The following is a 26,310-nucleotide window of genomic DNA, read 5'->3' as shown; positions in this document are numbered from 1 at the left end:
GGTAACTCTAACTTATATTAGGTTATATCTTGCCCACTTCACATGTATATCAAGGGATATAACTGTTCTAGCACAAGCTAAGTTGAGATGAAAAACAACCGATTACAATTTCTTGCGATGACGTTAATTAAAAGCAAATTGACATAATTAGCTTAACTCAATAACCCACTCTAGCCCTTATCTTATATTAACTATTCTTCATATAACTTATGTGACAATCTGTCTAATCTGCTTAACTCAATTGCATTACTGACAAAACGAGTACAAGTAATATGAAGGTGCTAGCGCGCAGTTTATTCTTCTACTTGTTGCGTTATTACTTCTTTTTATTAAGCCACCCATTTTAAAGTTTTTATTAAGCAAAGTGTTTATTAACCCCTATATGGATATGGCTTAATAAACACTCGATTTCAACTTACTGAATAATTTTCAGTCCATTTGGGTAATAAAGGTTTGCTCGTCATCCACAAAAGCCACAAAGCCGCCGTGATAGATAAATACTCGACCACGCCCCTCAACAAGGCAAGCAAGCTGTGGGGTCAAATCTTCTTCGTTATCCAAACTTTGAAATGTGCCGGTATCGGTGATTACGCCGCTGAGTGTAGGCAAATATCCATAAGTGCGCTTGGCTTGATCAATCAAGCTCAATTCACTGGCGGTAGATAAGCAAAAGAGAACCGTATTGGCTTCTTCGATAAATAAAGTTTTAAGTTCTTCAAAAGCTGTAATCACCAGCCAGTCGATGCCGTTAACATGATGGATATACATAGAGTTTCTCGGTAATTCTGATGCAAAGATTTTATCACTATCAGGGGCTAAACGTAGCAGAGATTTAGTTGATAAAGGCGGCAGTTATGTGCAATTTCCAGACATTTACTCGGCCAACTATAAACTCGCTATAACCTTTTATTAAGCCACCCAATTTAAAACTAAGCTATCAACTGAAATCATTGACTCATTTATACTTGAAAATAAACATTCCAACGCATAAAAGCATAAATACTGGTTTAATTAGGGCGATGTGAACTTAAAACTTGAGAAAATAACGGATTAGAGGCAACAGAGTATCTCGAATTGATGAACTCGATAAGGTTTTACTATAGGTAGAAAAATTATGCCAATTAGCCCAACATTCGTTGGCACATTTGTGCGCCATACCGCCTGCGTTTATCCAAATGCTCACATAACTGAGTCAGTTCTTGCAAAGTACCGACAGGGCCTTTGAACAAATCATGAAATTCTGAGGTGATTTTAAGCCAATTATCTAGTGGGATATTGAGTCTAGAAAGAATATCTAATGTACTTGCAGCAATGGCACCACATTTATCGCTTCTTAATTGCCGACCAGTATCATCAACAAGTTGTAAATAGTCCTGCACTGAAAATCTTAATCCGTTAGGCATATTAGCGCATTCATTACCAATAAAAGGTAAGAGTTCTGATGGTTGTTTGCCTTTCATTGCGGCTTTGATACGACGCTGAATACTGGTGTAATCTGAAGTTTCTGGTGTTTTGGCAATATTGGCTCGAATTGGGTTTAAATCAACATATGCCATGCAAGCGAGAACCGCTGCTTCATCAAGCAAGGCTTGCGATTTAAAACGCCCTTCCCAGAATCTACCCGTACATTTATCTTCTTTATTCGCTTTTCGAGCAATGGGCTCGTTGAGACTACGCATAAACCAACTGATATCAATCAGGCGTTTACGGTACTCGGTAATGGTATTGTTTAAGGTTTCAAGCTCGTAAGCTTCAATTTTTTCGCCTTTTAAGAACTTCTGCGTCAGTAAAGTGCCTTTAAATAGCTTTTGCCATTGCAGTATCACCTCTTCATCTGACCAAGCCTGCACCCGTTCAACATCAACTTTTAATACCACATGCAAATGATTACTCATTACTGCATAAGCGCAAAGATCGATGCTAAATACTTGAACTAACTTTAATAATCGTTCTTCTATCCAATCACGTCGATGTTCATAAGACTGCCCAGTATAGCTATCAACACCACATAAATAGGCTTTACGAACACAGCGACTGACGCAATGGTAATAAGGCGTATCTTCTAGACTCACTAACCTTTCTCTTGGTACCGCCATAACATGCCTCCCAAAATCCCAATTCAATAAGTCTAGTTCAAGAGCAAAATATCACCACTATTATGGGTGGCTAATTTAATCTCCTATTATGGATGGCTTAATAAACAGATTTCCAGGGGGAGAGCGCGTGTGTTTATTTTTTTAATGACAAGTCTAAATAATAAGCTACACGAAGTCTCAGTTAATTTCATATGATTAATTACGATGCATTTTTCGGCTATTACATAGCCAATTTCAACTCAAAAAACGTTCACGCTCACGCCCAAGTCTGATTTTATATCTCAATTCATCAATCAGTTATTTGACTAATATTTTCTAATGAATGTAATGTGTCAGTAGAGTCTACGGAACATTATGATTTGTTGAGGAAAAACAATGTTAACTGATATTGTGCTAGAAAATGTAGCGAGCTACAGGTCAAAAAGCGCGCTAAAAACTGACAAAAAAGTCAATATAATTTATGGACTGAACGGGTCAGGAAAAAGTACTTTTTCAAACTATTTTTATAATCCTGAAAGTACAAAATATCAGCAATGCTCTCACCGTGACTCTGGTGATACGGTTCTCGTTTACAACCAAAAATTCATCCAAGATAACTTCTATGCAAAAGATACTCTTAACGGTATTTTTAGCCTATCTAAGGAAAATAAAGAAGCGAAAGAGAAGGTAGAGGCAGTTACTCTTGAGTTAGAGAAAATTGCTAAAGATAAGCAGCAGATCAACAAAGAAATTGGTGAACAACGTTCTAAGATTAATGACGCAAAGGATAAGGCTCAGAAGAAAGTTTGGGAAATCAAAACCAACTATGCAGGTGGGGATCGAGTACTTGAATTTTGTCTGAAAGGCAAAATGGGCGGTAAAGAGCCACTTTTCAACCATCTTTTCTCTATCCCCCTCCCCGCATCTAAACCATCTAAGACAATTGCAGACCTCAAAGAAGAAGCAAATGCTATAGATGGTGATACTGCATTAAAACACTCTGCTCTTAGTAAGCTAGGCATGTTTGATTTATCTGCTGATGACTTAGCTTCGTTAAATGAAATCATTGTAGGTAGCGAAGACAGTCCAGTTGCAAAACTTATCGGGAAGCTTAAAAACTCTGACTGGGTAAGTGAAGGTCTTAAATATCTCGATCAAATCGAGGGTTCTCAGTGTCCTTTCTGTCAATCAGAGACGATGACTGAACATCTAGCTGAGCAAATTCGTGGCTATTTTGACGAGTCATACCAAAACAGCGTGAATGAGGTTAAAGCAATTCAGGCTCGTTACAGCGCAATAGTTGAGAGTATTCCAAGCCTAGACGATTATAAAGTAACTCAATTCTCTACAGACTATATAGCTCAATTAAATGAACATTACGCTAAACTATCTAGATACGCAGAAGTTAATCTTAAGTTAATCAAGCAAAAAGTTTCAAATCCTAGTCTACAAGTCGTTTTGACCGATGTTTCTGAATCTGTTGAAGCATTTAACCTTGTCGTTGACTCGATTAATAAACTTATAAGTGAACATAATGCTAAGATCGATAACTCTGCAAATGAATTAACAAAAATTAAGGCTGAATTTTGGCGAATCTTACGATACGAATATGACCAAACAATCAGCAATTTCAATGATGTTCAAAAAGATGCTGACAAGGTCATCGCTGACAAAACTAAAGAGGAAGCTGCAAAAGTAGCTCTAGAAGAAGCAAAGGACGTTGAAAGGGCTGAGTATCAAAAATCAACTGTAAATATTGATGATGCGATAGTCAGTATTAACCAAGGTTTAACGGATATTGGCATTACAGACTTCTACATAGAGAAGTATGAAGATGAGTTGTATCGCTTAGTTCGTACTAACTCTAACTCGAAAATCTTTTCATCATTAAGTGAAGGTGAAAAGATGATTATCAGCTTCTTGTATTTTAGAGAGTTGTTCAAAGGGAAGCGGAGCGCGACAGAAGGACAAGTGAAAAAAGTCGCTGTTATTGACGATCCAGTATCAAGCTTGTCACACATCTTTGTCTATAACATAGGCCAATTAATCAAAAATGATTTTTTTAATTCAGAAGACATTGAGCAAGTATTTGTCTTAACTCATAGCTTATACTTTTTCTATGAACTTGCAGATGCGAATCACAATAGAAGGAAAGAAAATCAAAATTTATACCGTCTATCGAAAAACGCAAATGGTAGTTCAATTAACACAATGAAATATGAAGAAGTACAAAATGACTACCAATCATATTGGTCTGTAATTAATGATGATAAACAACCACCTGCTTTAATTGCTAACTGTATGAGAAATATTATTGAATATTTCTTTAACTTCGTGCAGAAAGCCGATCTAAGTAATGTGGTTCAAAAACCTGAATTGAAGAATCCAAGATTTCAGTCATTTGTACGTTACATCAATCGCGAGTCACACTCTTTAGGTCAGAATATCTTCGATTTTAAGGAGTTTGATTACCACGATTTTAAAGAAGGCTTTAGATTGGTTTTTGAACAAACAGGCTATCCTGAACACTATGAAAAAATGTCCAGAATTAGAGCCTAATGCTAACAAAGATCACTCGTACTGGTGGTGTTTCCTTGAAAAGTGGGCGAACCAGGGTACTTCAGCTAATACTTAAATTGCTGCACTAACCAACGCGTATATTTCCTACATTGAGCCAGCCGAACATCGCAGGCTCAAAATGCCCCTTATTGAGCAACAAAGTCATCTACTTCGCTTTCCCTAACAGAACTTATCCGAGCCAAATTGTTTAGAGTATCTGTTCTAAATCGGTTCTGTCCAAAAATGATTTAGGTCTTCATTACAGTACTAATTGAGTACTATTTATTTTACTAAGCATATTTTTATGCATAGTCTGCACATAACAAAAAAGGCGAATCATCTCAGATTCGCCTTTTCGTATTTACCGCCTAGCCAGTCACAAACTTAAATCACTGCTATCACTTAATTAAATTGCGTCGCTGGCGACACTAATGCAAGGCAAACTAAAAGCATTAGCCCAGAGTTGACTGCTGTCAATGAGCACTAGCATCGAATTTTTAAGCAGTAATAGTGAGTCTAAGCAACCCTATAAAATTGCGTCACTGGCGAAACTAATGCAAGGCAAACTGAAAGCATTAGCCCGGAGTTGACTGCTGTCAATGAGGACTAATGCTGAAGTTTAACGCTGCTGTTGAGAGCCTAAGCCCCCCTATTAAATTGCGTCGCTGGCGAAACTAGTACCAGTAAAAATGAAGATGCTAGCGCGGAGTTGACTGCTGTCAATGAGCACTAGCATCGAATTTTTAAGCAGTAATAGTGAGTCTAAGCAGCAATTTACTCGTAATCAGAGATAGGCACGCAAGCACACATCAAATTCCGATCCCCATAAACATCATCAATTCTGTTCACGGTTGGCCAGAACTTGTTTTGTTTCACCGCTGCTGATGGGAATACCGCCTCTTCACGGTATATGGCCGCTCATCAAAGCTTGGATCCATAATATCTGCTAGGGTATGCGGCGCATTGTGGAGCGGATTATTGTCCTCTGGCCACTCGCCTGCTTCTACTTTCGCGATTTCAGCTCGAATCGAAATCATTGCCTCAATAAAGCGATCAAGTTCGACTTTAGACTCTGATTCGGTTGGCTCAATCATCAGCGTACCCGCGACAGGGAAGCTCATGGTAGGCGCGTGGAAGCCATAGTCATTAAGACGCTTGGCAATGTCCATTTCGGTCACGCCTGATGCTTCTTTGAGTGGACGTAAATCAATAATACACTCATGGGCAATACGATTATTACGGCCACGGTATAGTACCGGATAATGGTCAGCTAATTTATGGGTAATATAGTTAGCATTAAGCATGGCGACTTGGGTCGATTGCTCCAAACCTTTAGTGCCCAGTAACTTAATATACATCCATGAGATAGGTAGAATACCTGCGCTGCCATATGGCGCTGCTGATACGGCACCATTGTTGTCGCACTCTTTACCAAACTTAACGATTTTATGGCCTGCAACAAATGGCGCTAAATGCGCTTTAACACCAATAGGGCCCATACCTGGGCCACCGCCGCCATGTGGAATCGCAAAGGTTTTGTGTAGATTTAAGTGTGATACGTCGGCACCAATAAAGCCCGGTGACGTTAACCCCACCTGTGCATTCATATTGGCACCATCAAGATAAACCTGACCGCCGTGCTCATGAATGATGTCACAGATTTCACGAATGCCCTCTTCGTACACGCCGTGGGTTGATGGGTACGTGACCATTACGCATGATAGATTATCGGCCAGTTCACTCGCTTTCGCTTTAAGATCGGCTAAATCAACGTTACCTAACTTATCACATGCAGTTACCACCACTTTCATCCCTGCAAGCTGCGCTGATGCTGGGTTAGTACCGTGTGCTGATTGTGGAATTAAGCAGATGTTACGATGACCTTCGCCACGGGACTCATGGTATTTCTTAATTGCCAGTAAGCCTGCATATTCCCCTTGCGCGCCTGAATTTGGCTGCATACACATGGCATCATAACCTGTGATATCCACTAAATACTCGGCCAACTCACCGATTAACTGCTGATAACCTTGAGCTTGGTCAAGTGGGCAGAATGGGTGCATATTGGCAAATTCAGGCCAACTGACGGGGATCATTTCCACCGCGGCATTAAGTTTCATGGTGCATGAACCTAATGAGATCATTGAGTGATTCAATGCTAAATCTTTATTTTCTAACCGTTTAATGTAGCGCATCATCTCTGTTTCGCTATGGTAACGGTTAAAGGTCGCATGGCTTAAAATCGCATCTTGGCGAATTAAGCTTACTGGAATACTTGCGCTAATATTGGCAAGTAACTGGGTATCTAGCGCGGCTACATCTAAATCATGTTTGTCACCTAAAATGATATTAAATAATTGTGCTACATCTTGGCGAGTGGTGGTTTCATCAATACTGATGCCGATAATGCCATCTTCCTCATAACGCAGGTTGACGCCTACCGCTAATGCGCGAGTTTTAATCGCTTCAACATCTAAATCTACAAACGATAAGGTATCAAACCATGTTGCATTAATTGGCTTTATGCCATATTGCTGCATGCCTAGCGCTAAAATATCCGTTAAACGGTGAATACGCTGGGCAATCAGTTTTAATCCTTTAGGGCCATGGAAAACCGCATAGAATGAGGCCATATTGGCCAATAATACTTGTGCAGTACAGATGTTTGAATTGGCTTTTTCACGGCGAATATGTTGCTCACGCGTTTGCATGGCCATACGCAGTGCTTGGTTGCCGCGGGTATCTTTTGATACACCAATAATTCGCCCCGGCATTGAACGTTTATGAGCATCTTTAGCAACAAAGAATGCCGCATGTGGCCCACCATAGCCCATTGGCACGCCAAAACGTTGAGCACTACCAAATACCACATCAGCGCCTTGGCTACCCGGCGACTTTAACATCACTAATGACATAATATCGGCAGCAACAGTTACAATCGCTTTCTTGTGCGCAAGCTGGCTAAATAGCTCGGTATAATCATGGATTTCGCCATGTTTATTGGTGTATTGGAATAACGCACCAAACAGTTCGTAATTCACCGCCTCATGAGCTGGGCCTACAATCACTTCAAAACCAAAACACTCTGCACGGGTTTGTATTACATCTAATGTTTGTGGGAATACATCATCTGCAACAAAGAAAATATTGGCTTTTTTAGCTTTCGATACTCGTTTAGCTAGCGCCATCGCTTCCGCCGCTGCGGTAGCTTCATCCAGCAGAGATGCCGAGGCCAAATCAAGACCTGTTAAGTCCATTGATAATTGTTGGAAATTTAATACGGCCTCTAAACGACCTTGGGCGATTTCTGGCTGATACGGCGTATAAGCGGTATACCAACCAGGATTTTCTAATACATTACGTAAAATAACGTTAGGCACTTCAGTGCCATAATAACCTTGACCAATATAGCTTTTATTAATTTTATTTTTGCTAGCAACTTGGCGAATGTAAGCAAGACCTTCAGCTTCATTTTGACTTAACCCAACCTTGAGCGGTTGTGGCAAACGAATGCCTTGCGGCACGATTTGCGCGGTCAAATCAGCAAGAGATTCAGCACCAATACAATTAAGCATTTGCTGCTGTTGTTCACTGTTAGGGCCTATATGACGAGCTAAAAAGCTGTCGTGTAACTCTAGTTGAGTCAATGTAGGTTGGGTCATGAGATCAATATTCCATTACTGCCAGTACAAGTGACTGGTCTTGTGATATCAAACCAATTAAGATTTTTTTTATGAGGGAAAATTAAAGCAAAGCCCCACAGAGTGAGGCTTTTATGTATTGATTAATCTTCGTCAATAACTTCTTGATAAGCATCTGCATCAAGTAGATTTTCGAGCTCTGCTTCATCGCTTGGCATGACGCGGAAGAACCAGCCATCACCGAATGCATCGCTGTTAACGAGTTCTGGAGAATCTTCTAAAGCATCGTTAATTGCTAATACTTCACCTGATAATGGTGAATAAATATCTGATGCGGCTTTAACGGATTCAGCCACTGCACATTCTTCACCTGCAGAAAGGGTATCACCCACTTCTGGCAGCTCAACAAACACCATATCACCTAAAAGCTCTTGTGCGTGCTCAGTGATACCCACTGTATAGCTACCATCTTCTTCTTTACGCAACCATTCATGAGAGGCAGCATATTTTAATTCAGTAGGAACGTTACTCATTGTGTTATATCCTTTTTCTCAACAATCTAAAATGCTTGTTTACCATTACGAACAAAACTAGGTGCTACTACTCGTACCGGCACTCGCTTTTTACGAATAGCCACTTCTGCGGTATCAGCAATACCTGCTGGTACGCGCGCCATCGCGATAGAATAGCCTAAGGTTGGTGAAAATGTTCCGCTAGTGATCACACCTTGATATTCTTGGTCTGCACCATCACTAAAGAACACTTCCATACCATGACGCAAAACACCTTTTTGCTCCATGATTAAGCCAACGAGTTTTTGATGACCATTATTCTTGATTTCAGTTAACGCGCTACGGCCGATAAAATGACGCTCTGACGGCGCCCAAGCAATCGTCCAGCCCATATTGGCAGCTAATGGATTAATGGTTTCATCCATATCTTGACCATATAGGTTCATGCCAGCTTCTAACCGTAGCGTATCACGCGCCCCTAAACCACATGGACGCACACCGGCTTCTAATAACGCTTGCCATAATGCTGTCGCTTCAGTTTCTGGCACGATAATCTCGTAACCCGCTTCACCGGTATAGCCCGTGGTTGCAATAAATAGTGACTCGGCTTGAATACCAAAAAATGGCTTCATGCTTCAATCACTTGATTCTGCTGCGCGCTAAACACACTCGCGGCTTTAGCTTTCGCATTTGGCCCTTGTACGGCAATCATGGCAAGCTCGGGGCGCTCTGTCACGGTCACATCAAAATCTAAGGCTTGTAGATTAATCCAAGTCAGATCTTTTTCACGGGTGGCGGAGTTAACAACAACGCGATAATGCGTATCTGAAAGGTAATAAGTAATGAGGTCGTCAATCACACCGGCATCGTGATTAAGCATAGCGGAATAAAGCGCTTTGCCAGCGACTGTTAGCTTAGCAATATCATTCGCTAATAGTTGACGTAAGAAAGGTTTGGCTTGTGGGCCTTCAATGTCTACCACCGTCATATGGGATACATCAAACATACCGGCATCTTGTCTTACTGCATGATGCTCTTCTAACTGCGAACCATAATTAATCGGCATTTCCCAACCATGGAAATCGACCATTTTGGCATTCGATTGTATATGCTTATCGTAAAGTACCGTTTTATTAGCCATCTTTATCCCTTTTGCGTGATCATCATGATCTAAAATTGGTACGGGCATCCACCCTTTAAGTTGAGCTTTCATTTTTTTGTTTTATTTTAGCGATTATTCGCTGAATAATGCGCCAAAATTATACCTTGCGACATACTTTTGTATACAAAAGTTTTGATCTATTTTTACTTGCTTAACAACTCCAAAAACATCACTAAAAACGACATTAGCTAAGCCTTAAAACTTAGCAGTTTGAGCTATATCAATCGTTACACAGATGCGGAATCATGAGCGCGGCAGATAACGGGCAAGTTTGCATCAAGTCCCAAGGCTTGGCGCATAAACTGTTTTTTAATAGGCGGACAATTATCAACAAGATTTAGACCAAAATCTCGTATCACTTTCTTTAATGGATGCTCACCAGCAAACAATTGTTTAAAGCCTTCCATTGCCGCAACCATTTGCATTGCTTCAGCCTTACGGGCACGCTCGAGAGGTCTTAAATAATGATAAGCACCAATATCTTTGTCGGTTTGCGCCAGTAAACTAATATGCTCAATGGCATTAGCTGCATCTAAAAAGCCTAAGTTAACACCCTGTCCTGCCAGCGGATGAATGGTATGAGCCGCATCCCCCACCAGCAATAATCTTGATTGAGCAAAGTGACGGGCAAAACGCATCCGCAGAGGAAATGCTTGGCGCTCGCTAACCAACTCACAAATGCCGAGTCTGGCATCAAAGGTCGCGGTTAACTGTTTACTAAATTCACTGCCATCTAATGCTAATAAGGCTTCACTTTTAGCCGGTGGTACAGACCAAACAATTGAACATAAATGTGGATCATTAAGCGGCAATAGCGCTAATGGGCCATCAGGGGTAAATACTTGTCTGGCGGTTGCTTGATGTGGCAATTGGCAACGCACTGTAGCAACGATGCCATGATGACCATAATCCCAATAGGTTAATGGAATTTGACACTGCTGCCGCACCCATGAATTTGCACCATCGGCGGCAATCACAAGATCGGCTGAGATGTTGCTGCCATTGGCTAATGACAACCATGCTTCACGATCGCCTAACACCAAATTATTCACTTGCTGCGACATAATATGAGTTAAGTTAGGCAGCTCACTGGCACGCTGCGCCAGCGCATGGCTGACCACATCGTTTTCAACAATACTGCCCAGTTGCTGCTGACATAAGTCATGACTATCAAAATCAATATGGCCCAAACCGTTTTTAGCCCAGACCGACATTTGCTGATAAGCCCCGACTCGGCTCATATCAACATTTTGCCAAGCCCCTAAATTGGTTAATAGTTGCTGACTGGCTTTATTGAGTGCACTGACTCTTAATCTTGGTTGACCTGTGACAGCTTCAGTATTGCCGGCATCAATCACCACGACGTTAAGATCAGCCATTGCCAATCCTATCGCGGCCGCTAAGCCCACCATACCGCCGCCGACAATGGCAATATCATATCGCTGGCTTGATAACATGTTTAAAAATTCCTTTATTGCCATCCCATTGCACGTTCGGCAACGGGATACTTTAACGGCGGTAACCAAGACAACAGCCGCAAGCCGATACTTCGACCTGCCACCAATGGCCAATATTGATTTGAAAATCCACGCACTAAGCCATTAATCGCATTAATGGTGTTATCTCGATCGGTTTGTCTGTTGTTTAAATAACTGTGTTGCAGACGAATATCACCGATATGATAACCGCTATCTAAATGCTGTTTTAATACCTTTAACAGTCCAACCACATCACGTAAGCCTAGGTTAAATCCTTGCCCTGCAATGGGATGTAACATCTGCGCGGCATTACCAATAAAAAGAGTGCGATGGTAAATCGGTCGCGGCATGACGCATAGATTAAGCGGATATTGATGACGCTCACCGACACCGATAAAACGGCCAGCTTGATAACCAAATTGCTGCTGTAGCTCAGCTAAAAACTCAACCTCTGACGCCTGTTTTAACTGAGCCGCTTTTGCGGCTGTCATTGCCCATACCATCGACATTCGATGCTGCAGGTTTAATGTCTGCATGGGTAGCATGGCGAGCGGCCCATGCTCAGTAAATCGTTCATAAGCTTGCTGTTGATGCGGCCGGTCTAATGCGACGTTAGCAATTAAGCCCACTTGACCAAAATCAGTTTGCTCAAGCGTTAAACCTAACTGCTGTCGCACCACTGAATTAACCCCGTCAGCGGCTATCAACAATTGCGCATTAATCACTTTACCTGAAGCAAGGGTAAGTTGCTGTCGTGCTTGATGAGTCTCTATTTGCAACAATTGCTCGGGGCAAAATAATTGAATGTCTGCTTGTGATAACAGCTTAAATAACACATGACCGACTGGTGCTAATTCGATCACTTGCCCTAAGCAGTCCACTTGAAGATAAGCACTATTGAGCGCAGTCATCCCAAAATGACCTTGGTCTGAGACATGAATATCGGTAATTGGGCACGCAAGTGGTGCTAGATGTGGCCAGAGCCCTAATTGGTTTAGCTCGAAAATGGAGCCATTAGCAACGGCAATTGAGCGCGCATCAAAACCGGGATGTTCTGCATGGGGTTGGCTAGACTCTATTACGGCAATAGATAATGGTTTGGTTAGCGTTTGATTAAGCTTAGCTAAACCTAACGCTAACGTAGCACCAGCATGGCGCCACCGACAATCACAATATCTATATCGATTTCGTCAGTTTCAGATGTCAATCTCTGATCCTCTTTACCTAACTTTATGCTCTTATTTGGGCTTTAGGCACTGATATTACTTACTGGCGATGCTAGTGCAATGGTTGCTCAGGCTCGTCGTTATCACTGCTCATTTCAGCCACAAACTCTGCATGACACATAATTGCAGCCATACGCACAAACTCAAGTAGTTCAGCGTATGCAGCTTCTGACTCTTCGTCTTCTGCAACATCAAATTCAACTTGTGCAATTTCAGCTAAATCTTTAATCACTTCGCACACATCTTTTGGCGCTTTGTTTAATTTAGGCTGAATAATCGCAAGTCCGGTTAAAAAACTTTGCGTCCATAGTGATAATGCTTCTACACGCACAGATAAAGGCTCTTCCTCTTCTGGCTGCAATGGCGTAAAACCAAATTCAAATTCAGCTAAACGCGTTGCTGCGTCTTGATACATATCATTAATTAACTGCATTAATGTCGGTGGTAATGGCTGACCATCATTTACTAATTCAAGTAATGGCTTAACCCAAGCACCACTTTGTACTGGCGCACCACCACAAATTAAACCAACCAATGCGCCATGGACTTCAACTGGGTGTTGTGCGATTTCTGCACCATTGAGTTCTAATGCTAAGTTGTCGATATTTAACGAAGGAGAGGTTGCCATAATGGTGTGTCCAAAAAATAGTATTAGTTTCAATGCTAGCAGAGTTAACATAAGCGACCAACTACCTAGCTCAAGATTGTTGCGAGTAAATTGAAAACTGTTACTAACTGCTCAATGTTAAAGCAAATAAACCTAACTTCACCAAATCATTCTCAGCTTACCTTGCACTTTTCCAACTAGCCTTATATAGTCCGCAACAAGAGCTTAATTTAAGGACCGTTTGCCATCATGAGTAGTAGTGCTATTGAAATCAGTCTATTTGGACGCACATACTCTATTGCTTGCCCGACAGGACAAGAAGCGGCATTACGAGCGGTCGCAAAAAAATTAGAGCAGCAACTTGAAAGTTTGCGCCAACGTCGCCCAAACTTAACTCGTGAAGAAATTGCAATTATGGCTGCGTTAAATATTGGTAATGAGCTTTACCAAGAGCAACAACAGAACCATAATTACCGTAATGAGATGGATCATCGTATTCGTCTATTACAAACAACTTTAGAAGATGCGCTAGTTAAGCAGTCTGTTAAAGTTGAATAGTTACCTAGCGTAACTCTAAAATTTAAGAATTTTGTTCCCTGGGGTGTTTGTAAAATGGTAATGTCCCTGTGCCGATAATTTTAACTTTAGGGTGAATGCTTTACTGACATTGAGCACGCTCGGTCCGCCGAGAAGCCTTAGGAGGTAATCATTTGTCCGCCTTGAACCTACGGTTCAAGGGCTACACCAAAGTAACGGCATTCTGGGGAACATCTAAATTTAGAGGCTAGCGTGAATCATAAAAAAGTTATACGCAAAACCATCCGCCAACTAAGAAACTCACTTAGTCCACAGCAACAACAATCTGCAGCTCATCTCGCCGCGACGAAACTTGTCAGTTATCTGCAAACATTAAATATTCAGCGTGTTGCCCTGTATCTCGCCAATGATGGTGAACTCGATCCTTTACCTGCAATCAAGCAACTGATTACGCTTGGCATCGACGTTTATATTCCAAGGTTGCATCCGTTCTGTGCTGGTTACTTACAATTTTACCGCTATAACCCCTCACAGTTGGTATTTAACAAATATGGTATCGCCGAACCTAAGCTGAATGTCAGCGAGCTTTGTCCAATAGAACAGCTTGATGTCATTATCACCCCGCTAGTTGCCTTTGATCAGCAGGGTTATCGACTCGGTATGGGCGGCGGTTATTATGACCGCACTCTTGCGGCTGTATCTCCACCGCTAACCATCGGCTACGGCCACGATATTCAATTGCATCCTAAGTTAATTATTGAGCCATGGGATCAACCACTTAAACATGTTGTTACACCTACAACTCATTATCATTTTTAACAATTTTTTAGTATCGAGATGCACATTCGTAAGTAAAAAGTCTTACTTTATTAGTTCAAGTTCAAATAATTAAGCAGATCTGACCAGAAGCTTTATAAGTTTAGGTATACTACTCCGCTGTTTTTTGGGCAACAGCCTATATTGAAAGGAATTTTTTATTGCGTTCGTCAATTCGTCGAGTTGTGCAATTACTAAGTGATCACCCCATTTTTGTATCAATATCACTTTTTGCCCTACCACTCTTGCTCATCATACCCATTAAATCATTATTAATTGATTTAATGATCCAACACAGATTAGATAATCACCTCAGTAAACTGGCTGTTATCATGGCATCACATAACGATGAATTGAATCAGGCAAATTTTGAGCATCTAAAAAAGCTTTTTCATTTCTCTTGTGACATGCATGACATTGAACTATTAGCCAGTGAAAAGCTCAGCCCAAGAGAAGTCAGGGTGATTCAACTTGAACTCGCTAATGGTAAACGCTGCTCAAATCTAGGTGAAGCAGTTGATATGAAACTGAGTCACGATCGACTACAGCATAAATCAGGGGCAATCCTCACTACCAGCCATGCCGAATCACATGAAAACCGAAGCTTGGTATATATTTTACCTTTAAATAATAATCGGTTAGTAGCGATGATCAACAATCGTATCTATAGCGATCAATTAAACAATCATTGTAATCATTGCTTTCAACTAGAAATTAAGTACCCCAACTTAAAGCCTATTCAGCTTGGGCAAACAACACTTGAGCAACTCAACCATCAATATAAAGCGTCTCATTTAGTGGTGAATGGCAATCTGCTGCTGACCTTGAAAGCGGGCGATCTGTTAAATATGGAGATTGCCAAGCAGTTTTGGTTTTGGATCTCAATTGCCAGCTTAAGTTTTGGCGTGATCAGCAATTTACTGTTTTCGCATTGGCGTAATATGCGAATTTCACAGGGTTACCTGATCCGCAAAGGGATTGAAAACCGTGAATTTGTGCCTTTCTATCAGCCTATTTATGATATTCAAACCAATAAAATTGTTGGCCAAGAAGCATTGCTACGTTGCAACGGGCTAACGGGACTTTAGTCGCGCCCAATATGTTTATTCCCTATGCCGAGAAAAACAATTTAATCCTGCCGTTAACAGAGCTACTGCTGGATCAAATCTATAAAGATCTGCCAAAACTGGAAGGGTTTGTTAGCGTCAATATTGTCAGCGAGCATTTAGAGAAAGGATTGATCAGCCGTTACTTACTAAACCGCGATGATAGTAATACAGCAAAGTTGTGTTTTGAGCTGACAGAACGTCAACCTATGACTAATTTTGTCGCCGCTACTGAAGAAATTAAACGGCTATCACAACTCTGTTATGGTGTGAAACTTGATGATTTTGGTACTGGCTTTAGTGGTTTTAGTTACCTACAACAGCTTGGCATTAACAGTTTTAAAATCGATAAAATGTTTATTGATACCATTGGTACTGAAGATTTAAAACGCGGCGTTTTAGATGCCATTATCAATTTTGGTCACAAATTAAATATGAGCATGATTGCTGAAGGCGTAGAAACCCAAATACAGCTGGATTACCTCAAACAACATAATGTGCAATTTGTACAAGGCTACTATTTTGCACGACCACTGCCATTAAACGAATTATTGCAACAGCATTACACCTCACAATAATCTCATCTATCACTCTCCCATTAATTGCTATTGATGGGAGATATCACCACCTATACCCATAAGTCACTAATTTAGAACACAATTAATCTTTTTGTGATCAATCTTATAAATTTCAAATCAAAATCATTACATTAATAAAATAGTGTTGATATTAAGAATAGTTATCATTAACATTCTCGTAAATAGTGGTTAACGCGGGATTCCGCAACTCACTTCCCTACTTTCATAATCATACGAGATCGGAAAAATGTTTAACAAAACCTCTGTTGCATTAGCTGTTTTCCTCGCCTTACAAGTACCGCATGCTGTAGCTCATAATGATGAAGATACTCAAGCAAGTTCTGCCCAAGCACATGCAGAAAAATCTATCGAACGCATTGAAGTTCAAGGGGTGCGTCAACGCCTTGAACGTGCAGGCATGTTGTCTGACAACATTATGAAAACAGAGGTAATGACGGCTGATCAAATTGATAATAAAAACGCCATTAACCTGACCGATGCGATTAATAATATGCCCGGCGTACGAGTTTCAAATGAGTGCTCTATGTGTGGTGTAAAGCGTATTATGCTTAATGGCTTGCGTGGTGAACAAACAACTATCTTAATTGATGGCTTACCTGTTCATGCAATGATTGCAGGCTATTACGCAGTAGATGCTATTCCAACCACAGGTATTGACCGTATTGAAGTGGCTCGCGGTGCTGGTGCATCTCTTATCGCTCCAGAAGCGATTGGCGGTACCATTAACGTAATCACTCAAACTGCCACCGAAAATGGCGCAACACTTGATATTTCAATGGGTGAAAATGGTAATCAGAAAATCGGTTTACTTGGTACCGGTGTCAGCGATGACAAACGGACTCGCGCAACCTTAATTGGTCAATTTGATACACGAGATCAAGTTGATGAAGACAATAATTTAGTTAACGAAGCACCACAACAAACCAACCAAAGTTTTACCGTAAGATTGTCACATGACTTAACGGATAACGATAACTTATTGATGCGTTATTCACATGTAGACTCTGAAATTTTTGGTGGCCCAATGTTGGGTGAAGTCTTTGCTGACGGTATTGCAAGCAGTGTTGGCTCGGTATTAACCAATTTTGATGATGTTGCTTCATCGCAGTTATTTGAAAATGGCGATGTACGCAATAAATTTATTGGTAAAGCATGGGAAACGACCGAGTGGATCCACACTGAACGTGATGAACTATCGCTAAGCTGGTTGCATGAACTCAATGAAAACTGGAACACCACGTTAGCAGCCAGTTATTCGGATCATACTCAAGACTCATTCTACGAAGGCTTCCGCTACTATGCCGAAGATAAGATGCTCTATCTTGATGCCCGCGTAAATTATTTCCTTAATGATCAACACCTAATTACCTTTGGTGTGGATAACCGCAGCGAAGAGATGCGTTCTCGCTCAAGCGGTGAAGGTAGCAAAGATTATGTCTCTGATTCATTTGATTACGATGTATTAGGTTTTTACATTCAAGATACTTGGCAAGCCTCTGATGACTTAGAAATTGCCATGGCACTTCGCTATGACAGCATTAGTGCTGACTTTATTGACCCGAAAAAACCGGGTAAAGAGATTGATAAATCAATTTTAGCACCACGGGTTGATATTCGTTACCAGCACAACGATGAGTGGACGTCACGCTTATCTGCAGGTCGCGGCTACCGTGCGCCACTGTCATTCTTTGAAACTGACCACGGTGTATTAGACGCCAACTTAGGCTTTGAGATTGATATTGAAGAGCTAGAACGCTCAACCTCAGCCACCTATACGCTGAGCTACAATGCTGATCACTTAAGTGTCAGTTCATCCGTTGCTTGGACAGAAGTGGAAAACCTAGCGCGCCTAACCGAGACCGATAAAGGTGTGCCGTTACTGACTCAGCTCGATGAGAAAGCCAGTGTCACCACTGCAGATATCTCTATTGGTTATGATGTGACCCATGATTTCACCCTAAATTTAACCGCCGAAGGTTTCTTTTATGATGACGCCTTTAAATCATCTTATTCATTAGCACCAGTTGAACAACGTATCACCTTTAGCGCAGATTACGAGCTTAACGATTGGCAGTTCTTTGCTAACGCAGTTTGGATTGGTAGTCGTGACCTAGCTGAATACGGTTATGAAGGTTATAACCAAGTTGATGGCAATGGCAATGTGATTGCCTCATCTAAAAAATCGACAGATGCGCCATCTTATATCACAGTTGATTTAAAGGTCACCAAAGCTATTACGGATAATATCGACTTCTACGCTGGGGTAACTAATTTATTTGATTATACCCAAGCCAATGAAGGTGAAAGCCCATTGTTCTTTGATGCTGATGGCGGCTATGACGTGGCTTATATCTGGGGTCCATTAAGAGGCCGTGAAGCTTACTTAGGCATTAAGGCAAGCTTCTAATGTTCAGCCATTGTCGCCGTATATTCGGTTTGGTATTGATGTTAATGAGCAGCCCTAGTTGGGCTCACTCGCTAACCCAATATCAACACCATAATTTAATGACTAATAATATTGAACAACTTGCGTTAATGTCGGATAAGCCCAGTATTATGATGCTATTTGAACCGGATTGTTCATGGTGTTTTAAACAAGCTAAAGTGCTTAATCAACTACATGCAGCTTGCCCCAATCAAATTAATATTATTGCATTAGGCGTCAATGGCGATAAACAAGCTCTAAAACAACAAAGCTGGAAAATGAAACTTCATTTTCCAGCTTATATGACCAGCCATGATCTACTCGACGTACTCGGTGAAATACCCGCAACGCCGATGTCATTACTGTCTTCAAGTGAGGGCAACTATATTGGGCATTTACGCGGTTATGTAAAACTTGCTCCCTTAACAAATTTACTTACCGCTAAATTCAATATCAGTTGCAAATAACCATAAGCTAGTGAGAAGGCTTCCCACGAAGCTTGTTCACTAGGCTTATTACCACTAAGGTTATTCCACCAGCAATTACGCCAATCACAATGTGCAATAAACTCGGGGTAATGTAAGCTAAAATCGGTCCAACATCATTCACTTGATGTAGTGCACTCGCAATTCGTTCTATCTGTACTGTTAGCCAATGAATACCATGACTTAAAATACCGCCCCCCACCATAAACATGGCAATCGTGCCAACAATCGTTAATAACTTCATTAATGGTGGCGCAGCGTTCACTAGCATTAAACCAAAGCGTCGAAAAGCACGGGTAAAAAAGCCCTCGCCTTGGCGTTGACTCAAATATAACCCCGCATCATCCATCTTCACAATTGCAGCAACAATACCGTATACCCCAAGGGTCATAATCACAGCTATCACGCACAGGGTAAAAAACTGCGTCCATAAATCAGAGGTTTCAACTATCCCAAGGGTAATCGCAATAATCTCTGCCGATAATACAAAATCGGTACGAATGGCACCTTTCACTTTCTCGGCTTCATACACCTTTAAATCGATATTTTCAGGAATAACGGTTTTAGCCTCATCGGCATCAGGTTTGTGGGTAAGCCAATGGAAAACCTTTTCAAAACCCTCAAAGCATAAGAATAAACCACCGCACATCAACAACGGCATAATCGCCCATGGAATAAAGGCACTAATTAGCATTGCTGCTGGAATTAATATGGCTTTATTCTTTAAAGAGCCTTTAGCAACCGCCCATACCACGGGCAATTCACGTTCAGCGCTAACACCTGTCACTTGCTGAGCATTAAGCGCTAAGTCATCCCCTAATACCCCAGCAGTTTTACGGGCTGCTACCTTACTCATTAAAGCAACGTCATCTAAAATACTGGCAATATCATCTAATAGCGTTAATAAACTTGCACCGGCCATTTATGCTTCCTAAAAAAGTTATATCAGTTAATGATACTTCAATTACTAAAAAGCATGAAATTATCAGTTAAATTAACGAGTACATCACAGTATTTTTTTATCACCTAATTAAGATAAATTCTATATTTTCAGGATTATCTAACTCGGTTTCTATCAGTCACTTGAGGATTAAGGGTATACTAACCGCAGTATTTGATATCCCTACAGGATGATAAAATGACGCAAGACGAAATGAAAAAAGCAGCGGCTTGGGCTGCACTAAAATATGTCGAAAAAGATAGCATTGTAGGTGTAGGCACAGGCTCTACCGTTAATCACTTTATTGACGCGTTAGCGACTATCAAAGCCGATCTTGAAGGCGCTGTATCAAGTTCAGTGGCTTCTACCGAAAAACTAAAAGCTCTAGGTATTCCAGTCTTTGATCTTAATAGCGTGAATGGCATTAGTGTTTATGTTGATGGCGCGGATGAGATCAACCCAAGCATGGATATGATCAAAGGTGGTGGCGCAGCACTTACCCGCGAAAAAATCGTTGCAGCGGTTGCTGAAAAATTTGTGTGTATTGCCGATAGCAGCAAACAAGTTGATGTTTTAGGTGACTTCCCGCTACCAGTAGAAGTGATCCCAATGGCACGTTCTTACGTGGCTCGTCAATTAGTTAAACTTGGCGGCGATCCTGTTTACCGTGAAGGTGTGATTACTGATAACGGCAACATTATTCTTGATGTTTACAATATGAAAATTGTTGATCCTAAAAAATTAGAGACTGACATTAATGCGATTGTTGGCGTTGTGACTAATGGTTTATTTGCACACCGCGGTGCAGACGTATTATTAGTGGGCGCAGCAGATGGCGTAAAAACCATTCAAGGTTAAGCTAGCGTGAACATCAAAAAAGCTAAGCAACTTGCTTAGGCTTTTTGTTATCTAGGGCAGCACATCACCATAGTTACATACATAGCTACATACATAGCTACATACATAGCTACATCGGTTCTATTTGCTCAACTAACATCTGCACCGTTTGATTGCCGCGGTATTCATTTACATCCAATTTATAAACCACTCTTGCATGTTGAATGGTTGCATCAGGCCACACTTTTAAATCACAGTTAAATGCAATGGCATCAATCATAACGCGGCTGCATTCAGTTTCTAAAATTAATTTAAGGTGCTTTTCACCGACAATCCGCTGCTGCACTATTTTAAAATAGCCATCAAATAATGGCTCTTCAAAATTTTGTCCCCAAGGACCGGCATCGCGAATGGCTTGTGCCATTTCAATGCTAAGCTCATCAGGGGTTAACTCACCATCACTCAACAGCTCACCGGTCAATAACTCAGGCGCAATAAGCTCTGCAACAACCTGATTAAATGCCTCTGCAAATTGTTCAAACTCGCCTGCTTTTAACGTTAAACCAGCAGCCATAGCATGACCACCAAACTTAATAATCATGCCCGGGTGACGGCTATTAATCAGCTCCAATGCATCACGCATATGCAAGCCTTTGATTGAACGCGCGGAGCCTTTAATTTCATTATCATCAGATTGGGCAAAGGCAATCACAGGACGATAATATTTGTCTTTAATTCTTGACGCTAGAATACCAATCACACCTTGATGCCAGTCGGGCTGATAAATTGCAATCCCATGTGGCAATGTCGCTTTATCAAACTCCAAATGCTCAAGACTGCGCAGCGCCTCTTGTTGCATATCAGCTTCTAACTCGCGTCGCTCAGCATTTAAGCCATCAAGCTCAGCAGCCATACGCCTTGCCTGCATCATGTCATCACACAATAAAGTTTCAACACCGAGCGCCATATCAACTAAGCGTCCAGCGGCATTCAATCTTGGGCCAACGGCAAAACCAAAATCACTAGCAACAGTACGACTTGGAGTACGTTTGGCCACTTCTAATAGTGCGGTAATCCCCGGGCAACAACGCCCTGCACGTACACGCTGCAAACCTGCCTGTACTAAAATACGATTATTATTGTCTAAACTGACCACATCAGCGACTGTGCCTAACGCCACAATATCGAGCAGTTGCCCTAAATTAGGCTCGGCAATGCCTTGGCGCTGATACCAATCTCGTTGTCTTAACTCAACACGTAAAACTGACATCAAGTAAAAAGCGACACCCACCCCAGCGATTGATTTACTGGCAAACTGGCAATCAACTTGGTTGGGATTCACAATAGCATCAGCTTGCGGCAGCTCATCACCCGGTAAATGGTGATCGGTAACCACCACTTGCATACCGTAAGCTTTAGCGGCCGCAACGCCATCAATTGAGGAAATACCGTTATCAACGGTGATCAGTAACTGCGCGCCTTTTTGTCTAGCGACTTCAACCAATTGCGGGCTTAAGCCATAACCGAAATCAAATCGATTAGGAATTAAGTAATCAACATGCAACGCACCCAGCATTTTCAGTGTACGCAAACAGATCGTGGTTGACGTCGCGCCATCAGCATCAAAATCGCCAACAATTAAGATCGATAACTGCTGCTCTATCGCATCAGCAACAATGCGAGCAGCTTGATCTAGCCCTTTCATGGTGTTTGGCTTGAGTAAACCTGCCAAAGCTAATTCACAATCTTGTTCAACTAGGCCACGACTGGCAAGAATTTGTCTAATACGAGGTAAGTAATGGGCAGGAAGATGACTATCATCTACATGAGGACGGCGATTAATCTGACGTAACACGGCAATTCCTAATCTAAAATAAAAAAGGTGAGCCTAAGCTCACCTCGATACTATACTAAAAAAACAGTTACTTTTGAGAAGATTCTAAAATCTTTAATAAACTTGCAGGCGGCTGATAACCAGGAATTAACGTACCATCAGCTAGAATCATTGCTGGCGTACCAGTAATACCGATAGCTTGACCTGCTTCGTATTGCTTCTTAATTTCAGCATTACATGTTTTCTTTTGAATGCTTTGACCCGCTTTCGCATCAGTCATTGCCTGTAATGGATCTTTAGCACACCAGATAGAACGCATTTCATCAGCATTTGCAGATGGTACACCTTGGCGTGGGAATGCGAGATATTGAATGGTAATGCCTAAGTCATTATATTCTTGCATTTCGCTATGCAGCTTACGGCAATAACCACAAGTGGTATCGGTAAACACTGTCACGACAAACTTCTGATGTTTAGCTTTATACACTAACATGTGATCTTTTAGGCTATCTACAATCGCTAAACGTGGCGCAGCATTGCTGCTTCAGTCAGGTTCTTCATCCCCTGATTAAGCGCATACATATTACCGTGAATAAGCTTAGTGCCATCTTTAGTCACATATAAAATGCCGCGATCTGTCATCACTTGGTATAGATCGGCCACTGGTGACTGTTCAATCGAAATTACGTCAACCCCAAGGCTATTTACAAGTTCTTGCGAAATTTTTGCGCTTTGATCAGAAGTCACATGCACCGCTGCACTGGCAAAAGGCGCTGCAACCATAGCTAAAATTAACGTCAACGCTGGAGTAAACTTCATTAGATTTCCTATTCTTGTGTATGGCTTATTATCAAATGATAAGACCGGATAAGTAGCGAAAAGTTACAATGCCCATTGATTTAAAGCAACTATTTGCTGTAACTAATGGTAACTAACCAACAATTTTAACCTCTAGGGTGATGCTGCTGGTGTAATTCTTGTAAACGCGCTTTAGCTACATGAGTATAAATCTGCGTAGTCGACAGATCGCTATGTCCTAATAATAGCTGCACTACACGTAAATCGGCACCATGATTTAATAAATGAGTCGCAAATGCATGCCTAAGTGTATGTGGTGATAACTCGCCTTTGATATTAGCCAATAAAGCGTAGTGCTTAATTCGATACCAAAATGTTTGCCGTGTCATCATCTGCCCGCGCTTAGAGGGAAACACCACATCAGACATTTTATTGCCCAGCAACATAGGTCGCGCTTGTCGTAAATATTGCTCCACCTCACTAATCGCTACTTCGCCTAATGGCACTAATCGCTCTTTGCCGCCCTTACCGACAATACGCACAAGCCCTTGGCGTAGACTCATCTGTTCCATGGTTAATCCCACCAATTCAGATACCCGTAATCCTGTGGCATAGAGCAATTCCAGCATCGCTTTATCACGTTGCTCGACTGGGTCATCGTAATTAGGTGCGGCCAATAATCGCTCAATATCAGCCTCAGAAAGGCTATTTGGCAAGTGACGTGACATTTTTGGCGAATCAATTAATGCAGTAGGATCGATATTAATACGGTGACTAATAAGCAGATAGCCATAAAAACGACGTAAACTGCTTAGCATTCTGGCATAAGATGTTTTTGCCATCCCTTGCTCAACTCGCTCACTTAAATAGCAACGGATTTGTTCAGCATTAGCGTTAATAATATCGACATCTTGTTGCTGAATATATTGATCAAACTGACGTAAATCAGTTTTATAAGCACTTAAGGTATTATCACTAAGCCCTTGTACGGACCATAAATCATCTAAAAACAGATCAATAATGGCGGCAACTTGATAAGTCTGAGTCACAAATAATCCTTATAAAAAAAATGGCATAGAGAAAACTCTACGCCATTATTGTATGCAGATTAGTACTGCGGGTCACTATGCAGCAGCCACCGTATTAGATTTTGCTGGTAGTAATAAACAGGCTAGCATCACAATCATGGTCGGTAATAACCAAGCCATACCTTCTGTTTGCAGCGGTACTTTAGCGTACACATGCACAATAGCGGCAAACATATCATTTAATATTTGCATAAAACCATTGTCTGAAACGGCTGCAGTGTAGTTATTAACGTTGATCCAACCCGTAGCTTTAACACCATCCATAATACCGAAGATAAATGCCGTTGCTAACACAATGCGGTGTGATAGTTCAGGACGCTTATAAATATTGGTAAGGAATGTCACTAATACTAACGCAATCGCAATTGGATAAATCATCATCAACACTGGAACACTGATACTAATTAGTTCAGATAAACCAACGTTAGCCACTAATGCACAAATAATGCTTAATAAAACCACTAGCAATTTGTAAGATAACTTAGGCAATAGTTCATTAAAGAACTCAGCACAGGCACTCACTAAACCAACTGACGTTGTCAAACACGCTAATGTCACTACGGTTGCCAGTAAAACTTTACCTGTTTCACCAAACATTTCGTTGACGTAGTTAGTTAAAATCACACTACCTGTTTTAGCGCCATTAGCGATGTCGCCAGCTGTTGCACCTAAATAGAATAATGATACATACACAAACGCTAAGCCGATTGCAGCAATAATACCTGCTCGCACGAGATATTTAGTTTGTAGCTCAGCACTTTCAATCCCTTTTTTGCGTAAGATATCAATAATCAAAATACCAAACATTAACGAGGCAAGCGTATCCATCGTGTTATAGCCTTCTAGGATACCTTGTACCATAGGGCTATCAACATAAGCACCCTGAGGTGCCATTGGCGCAGAACCCGCACCCACAAATACTGAAATCGCTAAACCCGCCAACAAGAACATTAATACAGGGGTAAGAACTTTACCGATGCTATCAAGCAGTTTGCCCGGATACAAAGCCAGTAACATGGTAATACCGAAAAATACTAACGTATAAACTAGCTGAGCTTGATTCAGTGCAATACTGCCAATATGGAACATCATATCGGTATTGTCTAAAAATGGTTTGGCACCAATTTCATAAGCAACTAAACCAGTACGCGGCGCAGCAAATGCTGGACCAATAATAATATAAATGGCGACGGCAAGTGCAGTAGCGACGGCTGCGGGTAATAACCCCATGATTTTGCCTTTCGCTTTAGCGACAGCAATCAAACCAATCAGCGGCATACCAACAGCTGTCAGTAAGAAGCCAAACATAGCAGGATGCATATTTTCACCCGCTAACATACCCGCAAATGGGGGGAAGATTAGGTTACCAGCACCTAAATAGAACGCAAAGGTCATAAAACCTAACCCTAACGTATCTGAAAAACTCATCTGTTGATTCTGCACTTACGACTCCGCATTCTTTCAATCTTAATATGATGACGCTAGCTTATGTATCAGCGCTAGCTTATTTAACTTAATCTCGCCAACTGTAAATCAAACTTTACAGAAAGTTTTTACAAATTTAAGCTGTTTTAGCGAGTTTTAT

General features: G+C 41.3%; 17 protein-coding genes, 1 other RNA gene and 4 pseudogenes. 9 read left to right on the top strand and 13 right to left on the bottom strand.

Annotation, left to right across the window (positions count from 1 at the left end):
* Positions 1 to 429: 429 nt before the first annotated feature.
* Together JCM15074_RS00385 and JCM15074_RS24470 are read right to left on the bottom strand one after the other, a co-directional pair.
* Positions 430 to 768, bottom strand: coding sequence for a hypothetical protein (locus JCM15074_RS00385; protein WP_025819306.1), 339 nt, complete (start codon positions 766 to 768; stop codon positions 430 to 432).
* Positions 769 to 1,121: 353 nt separating this feature from the next.
* On the bottom strand, positions 1,122 to 2,096 hold the full coding sequence (locus JCM15074_RS24470) for a hypothetical protein (RefSeq protein WP_025819305.1): 975 nt from the start codon (positions 2,094 to 2,096) through the stop codon (positions 1,122 to 1,124).
* A 375-nt stretch (positions 2,097 to 2,471) separates the two neighbouring features.
* Here JCM15074_RS24470 and JCM15074_RS00375 point away from each other — a divergent pair, with 375 nt between their 5' ends.
* A complete protein-coding gene (locus JCM15074_RS00375; RefSeq protein WP_025819304.1) occupies positions 2,472 to 4,634 on the top strand; it encodes an AAA family ATPase in 2,163 nt (720 codons plus the stop codon).
* A 774-nt stretch (positions 4,635 to 5,408) separates the two neighbouring features.
* On the opposite strand, the pseudogene gcvP reads toward JCM15074_RS00375, so the two are convergent.
* From gcvP to JCM15074_RS00345, 6 genes and pseudogenes are all read right to left on the bottom strand, one after another.
* Positions 5,409 to 8,296 (bottom strand): annotated as a pseudogene (gcvP, locus tag JCM15074_RS20265) (aminomethyl-transferring glycine dehydrogenase).
* Positions 8,297 to 8,418: 122 nt separating this feature from the next.
* Positions 8,419 to 8,808: a glycine cleavage system protein GcvH gene (gene gcvH / locus JCM15074_RS00365; protein ID WP_025819303.1), complete on the bottom strand. Its 390-nt coding sequence runs from the start codon at positions 8,806 to 8,808 to the stop codon at positions 8,419 to 8,421.
* A 26-nt stretch (positions 8,809 to 8,834) separates the two neighbouring features.
* Positions 8,835 to 9,928, bottom strand: a pseudogene (gcvT, locus tag JCM15074_RS20260) (glycine cleavage system aminomethyltransferase GcvT).
* A 248-nt stretch (positions 9,929 to 10,176) separates the two neighbouring features.
* The gene (locus JCM15074_RS00355; protein WP_025819302.1) at positions 10,177 to 11,406 is read right to left on the bottom strand and encodes an FAD-dependent monooxygenase; all 1,230 of its coding nucleotides are present in this window, start codon (positions 11,404 to 11,406) and stop codon (positions 10,177 to 10,179) included.
* A gap of 14 nt (positions 11,407 to 11,420) precedes the next feature.
* Positions 11,421 to 12,580 (bottom strand): annotated as a pseudogene (gene ubiH, locus JCM15074_RS20255) (2-octaprenyl-6-methoxyphenyl hydroxylase).
* 125 nt (positions 12,581 to 12,705) lie between these two features.
* Positions 12,706 to 13,281 carry a UPF0149 family protein gene (locus JCM15074_RS00345; protein WP_025819301.1) on the bottom strand — a complete coding sequence of 192 codons (576 nt, stop codon included), beginning with the start codon at positions 13,279 to 13,281 and terminating at the stop codon, positions 12,706 to 12,708.
* A gap of 228 nt (positions 13,282 to 13,509) precedes the next feature.
* Between JCM15074_RS00345 and JCM15074_RS00340 the strand changes: the two genes are divergently transcribed.
* From JCM15074_RS00340 to JCM15074_RS00320, 7 genes are all read left to right on the top strand, one after another.
* Entirely contained in the window at positions 13,510 to 13,818 is a 309-nt protein-coding gene (locus JCM15074_RS00340) for a cell division protein ZapA (RefSeq protein ID WP_025819300.1), read from the top strand.
* A gap of 32 nt (positions 13,819 to 13,850) precedes the next feature.
* Positions 13,851 to 14,031: non-coding RNA, 6S RNA (gene ssrS, locus JCM15074_RS23885), on the top strand.
* An 18-nt stretch (positions 14,032 to 14,049) separates the two neighbouring features.
* Positions 14,050 to 14,616, top strand: a complete 567-nt coding sequence (locus JCM15074_RS00335; protein WP_025819299.1) for a 5-formyltetrahydrofolate cyclo-ligase — start codon at positions 14,050 to 14,052, stop codon at positions 14,614 to 14,616.
* Between the two features lie 158 nt (positions 14,617 to 14,774).
* A complete protein-coding gene (locus tag JCM15074_RS23330; RefSeq protein ID WP_051536783.1) occupies positions 14,775 to 15,701 on the top strand; it encodes an EAL domain-containing protein in 927 nt (308 codons plus the stop codon).
* On the top strand, positions 15,677 to 16,297 hold the full coding sequence (locus tag JCM15074_RS23325; RefSeq protein WP_148300700.1) for an EAL domain-containing protein: 621 nt from the start codon (positions 15,677 to 15,679) through the stop codon (positions 16,295 to 16,297). The genes JCM15074_RS23330 and JCM15074_RS23325 overlap by 25 nt, the downstream gene beginning before the upstream one ends.
* A 247-nt stretch (positions 16,298 to 16,544) precedes the next feature.
* On the top strand, positions 16,545 to 18,725 hold the full coding sequence (locus JCM15074_RS00325; protein WP_025819298.1) for a TonB-dependent receptor plug domain-containing protein: 2,181 nt from the start codon (positions 16,545 to 16,547) through the stop codon (positions 18,723 to 18,725).
* The gene (locus JCM15074_RS00320) at positions 18,725 to 19,210 is read left to right on the top strand and encodes a TlpA family protein disulfide reductase (RefSeq protein WP_025819295.1); all 486 of its coding nucleotides are present in this window, start codon (positions 18,725 to 18,727) and stop codon (positions 19,208 to 19,210) included. Before JCM15074_RS00325 ends, JCM15074_RS00320 begins: the two co-directional genes overlap by 1 nt.
* A 7-nt stretch (positions 19,211 to 19,217) precedes the next feature.
* Here the strand turns inward: JCM15074_RS00320 and JCM15074_RS00315 are convergent, their stop codons facing one another.
* A complete protein-coding gene (locus tag JCM15074_RS00315; protein WP_025819294.1) occupies positions 19,218 to 20,150 on the bottom strand; it encodes a DUF808 domain-containing protein in 933 nt (310 codons plus the stop codon).
* Between the two features lie 216 nt (positions 20,151 to 20,366).
* Between JCM15074_RS00315 and rpiA the strand changes: the two genes are divergently transcribed.
* Positions 20,367 to 21,026, top strand: coding sequence for a ribose-5-phosphate isomerase RpiA (rpiA, locus tag JCM15074_RS00310; protein WP_025819293.1), 660 nt, complete (start codon positions 20,367 to 20,369; stop codon positions 21,024 to 21,026).
* Positions 21,027 to 21,135: 109 nt separating this feature from the next.
* Here rpiA and recJ read toward each other — a convergent pair whose 3' ends face one another.
* The 4 genes and pseudogenes from recJ to brnQ all read right to left on the bottom strand — a co-directional run bounded on the left by recJ (position 21,136) and on the right by brnQ (position 26,168).
* Complete coding sequence (gene recJ, locus JCM15074_RS00305) at positions 21,136 to 22,860, bottom strand: single-stranded-DNA-specific exonuclease RecJ (RefSeq protein WP_025819292.1); 1,725 nt, start codon at positions 22,858 to 22,860, stop codon at positions 21,136 to 21,138.
* 67 nt (positions 22,861 to 22,927) lie between these two features.
* Positions 22,928 to 23,658: pseudogene (dsbC, locus tag JCM15074_RS20245) on the bottom strand (bifunctional protein-disulfide isomerase/oxidoreductase DsbC).
* 125 nt (positions 23,659 to 23,783) lie between these two features.
* Positions 23,784 to 24,686, bottom strand: coding sequence for a site-specific tyrosine recombinase XerD (gene xerD / locus JCM15074_RS00295; protein ID WP_025819290.1), 903 nt, complete (start codon positions 24,684 to 24,686; stop codon positions 23,784 to 23,786).
* Between the two features lie 75 nt (positions 24,687 to 24,761).
* The gene (gene brnQ, locus JCM15074_RS00290; protein WP_025819289.1) at positions 24,762 to 26,168 is read right to left on the bottom strand and encodes a branched-chain amino acid transport system II carrier protein; all 1,407 of its coding nucleotides are present in this window, start codon (positions 26,166 to 26,168) and stop codon (positions 24,762 to 24,764) included.
* Between the last annotated feature and the right edge of the window lie 142 nt (positions 26,169 to 26,310).

The sequence above is a fragment of the Shewanella marina JCM 15074 genome (genome assembly GCF_000614975.1).
In the GTDB taxonomy this organism is placed as follows: domain Bacteria; phylum Pseudomonadota; class Gammaproteobacteria; order Enterobacterales; family Shewanellaceae; genus Shewanella; species Shewanella marina.
The sequence above is the reverse complement of the archived record's forward strand: the minus strand, read 5'-3'. Positions and strand labels throughout refer to the sequence as shown.

Bases quoted from the DNA above. Each gene is read 5' to 3' on its own strand.
- JCM15074_RS00340 (WP_025819300.1), top strand. From the start codon at position 13,510: ATGAGTAGTAGTGCTATTGAAATCAGTCTATTTGGACGCACATACTCT.
- rpiA (WP_025819293.1), top strand. From the start codon at position 20,367: ATGACGCAAGACGAAATGAAAAAAGCAGCGGCTTGGGCTGCACTAAAA.
- gcvH (WP_025819303.1), bottom strand. From the start codon at position 8,808: ATGAGTAACGTTCCTACTGAATTAAAATATGCTGCCTCTCATGAATGG.
- JCM15074_RS00315 (WP_025819294.1), bottom strand. From the start codon at position 20,150: ATGGCCGGTGCAAGTTTATTAACGCTATTAGATGATATTGCCAGTATT.
- JCM15074_RS00375 (WP_025819304.1), top strand. From the start codon at position 2,472: ATGTTAACTGATATTGTGCTAGAAAATGTAGCGAGCTACAGGTCAAAA.
- JCM15074_RS00345 (WP_025819301.1), bottom strand. From the start codon at position 13,281: ATGGCAACCTCTCCTTCGTTAAATATCGACAACTTAGCATTAGAACTC.
- JCM15074_RS24470 (WP_025819305.1), bottom strand. From the start codon at position 2,096: ATGGCGGTACCAAGAGAAAGGTTAGTGAGTCTAGAAGATACGCCTTAT.
- JCM15074_RS00320 (WP_025819295.1), top strand. From the start codon at position 18,725: ATGTTCAGCCATTGTCGCCGTATATTCGGTTTGGTATTGATGTTAATG.
- JCM15074_RS00325 (WP_025819298.1), top strand. From the start codon at position 16,545: ATGTTTAACAAAACCTCTGTTGCATTAGCTGTTTTCCTCGCCTTACAA.
- JCM15074_RS00355 (WP_025819302.1), bottom strand. From the start codon at position 11,406: ATGTTATCAAGCCAGCGATATGATATTGCCATTGTCGGCGGCGGTATG.
- JCM15074_RS00385 (WP_025819306.1), bottom strand. From the start codon at position 768: ATGTATATCCATCATGTTAACGGCATCGACTGGCTGGTGATTACAGCT.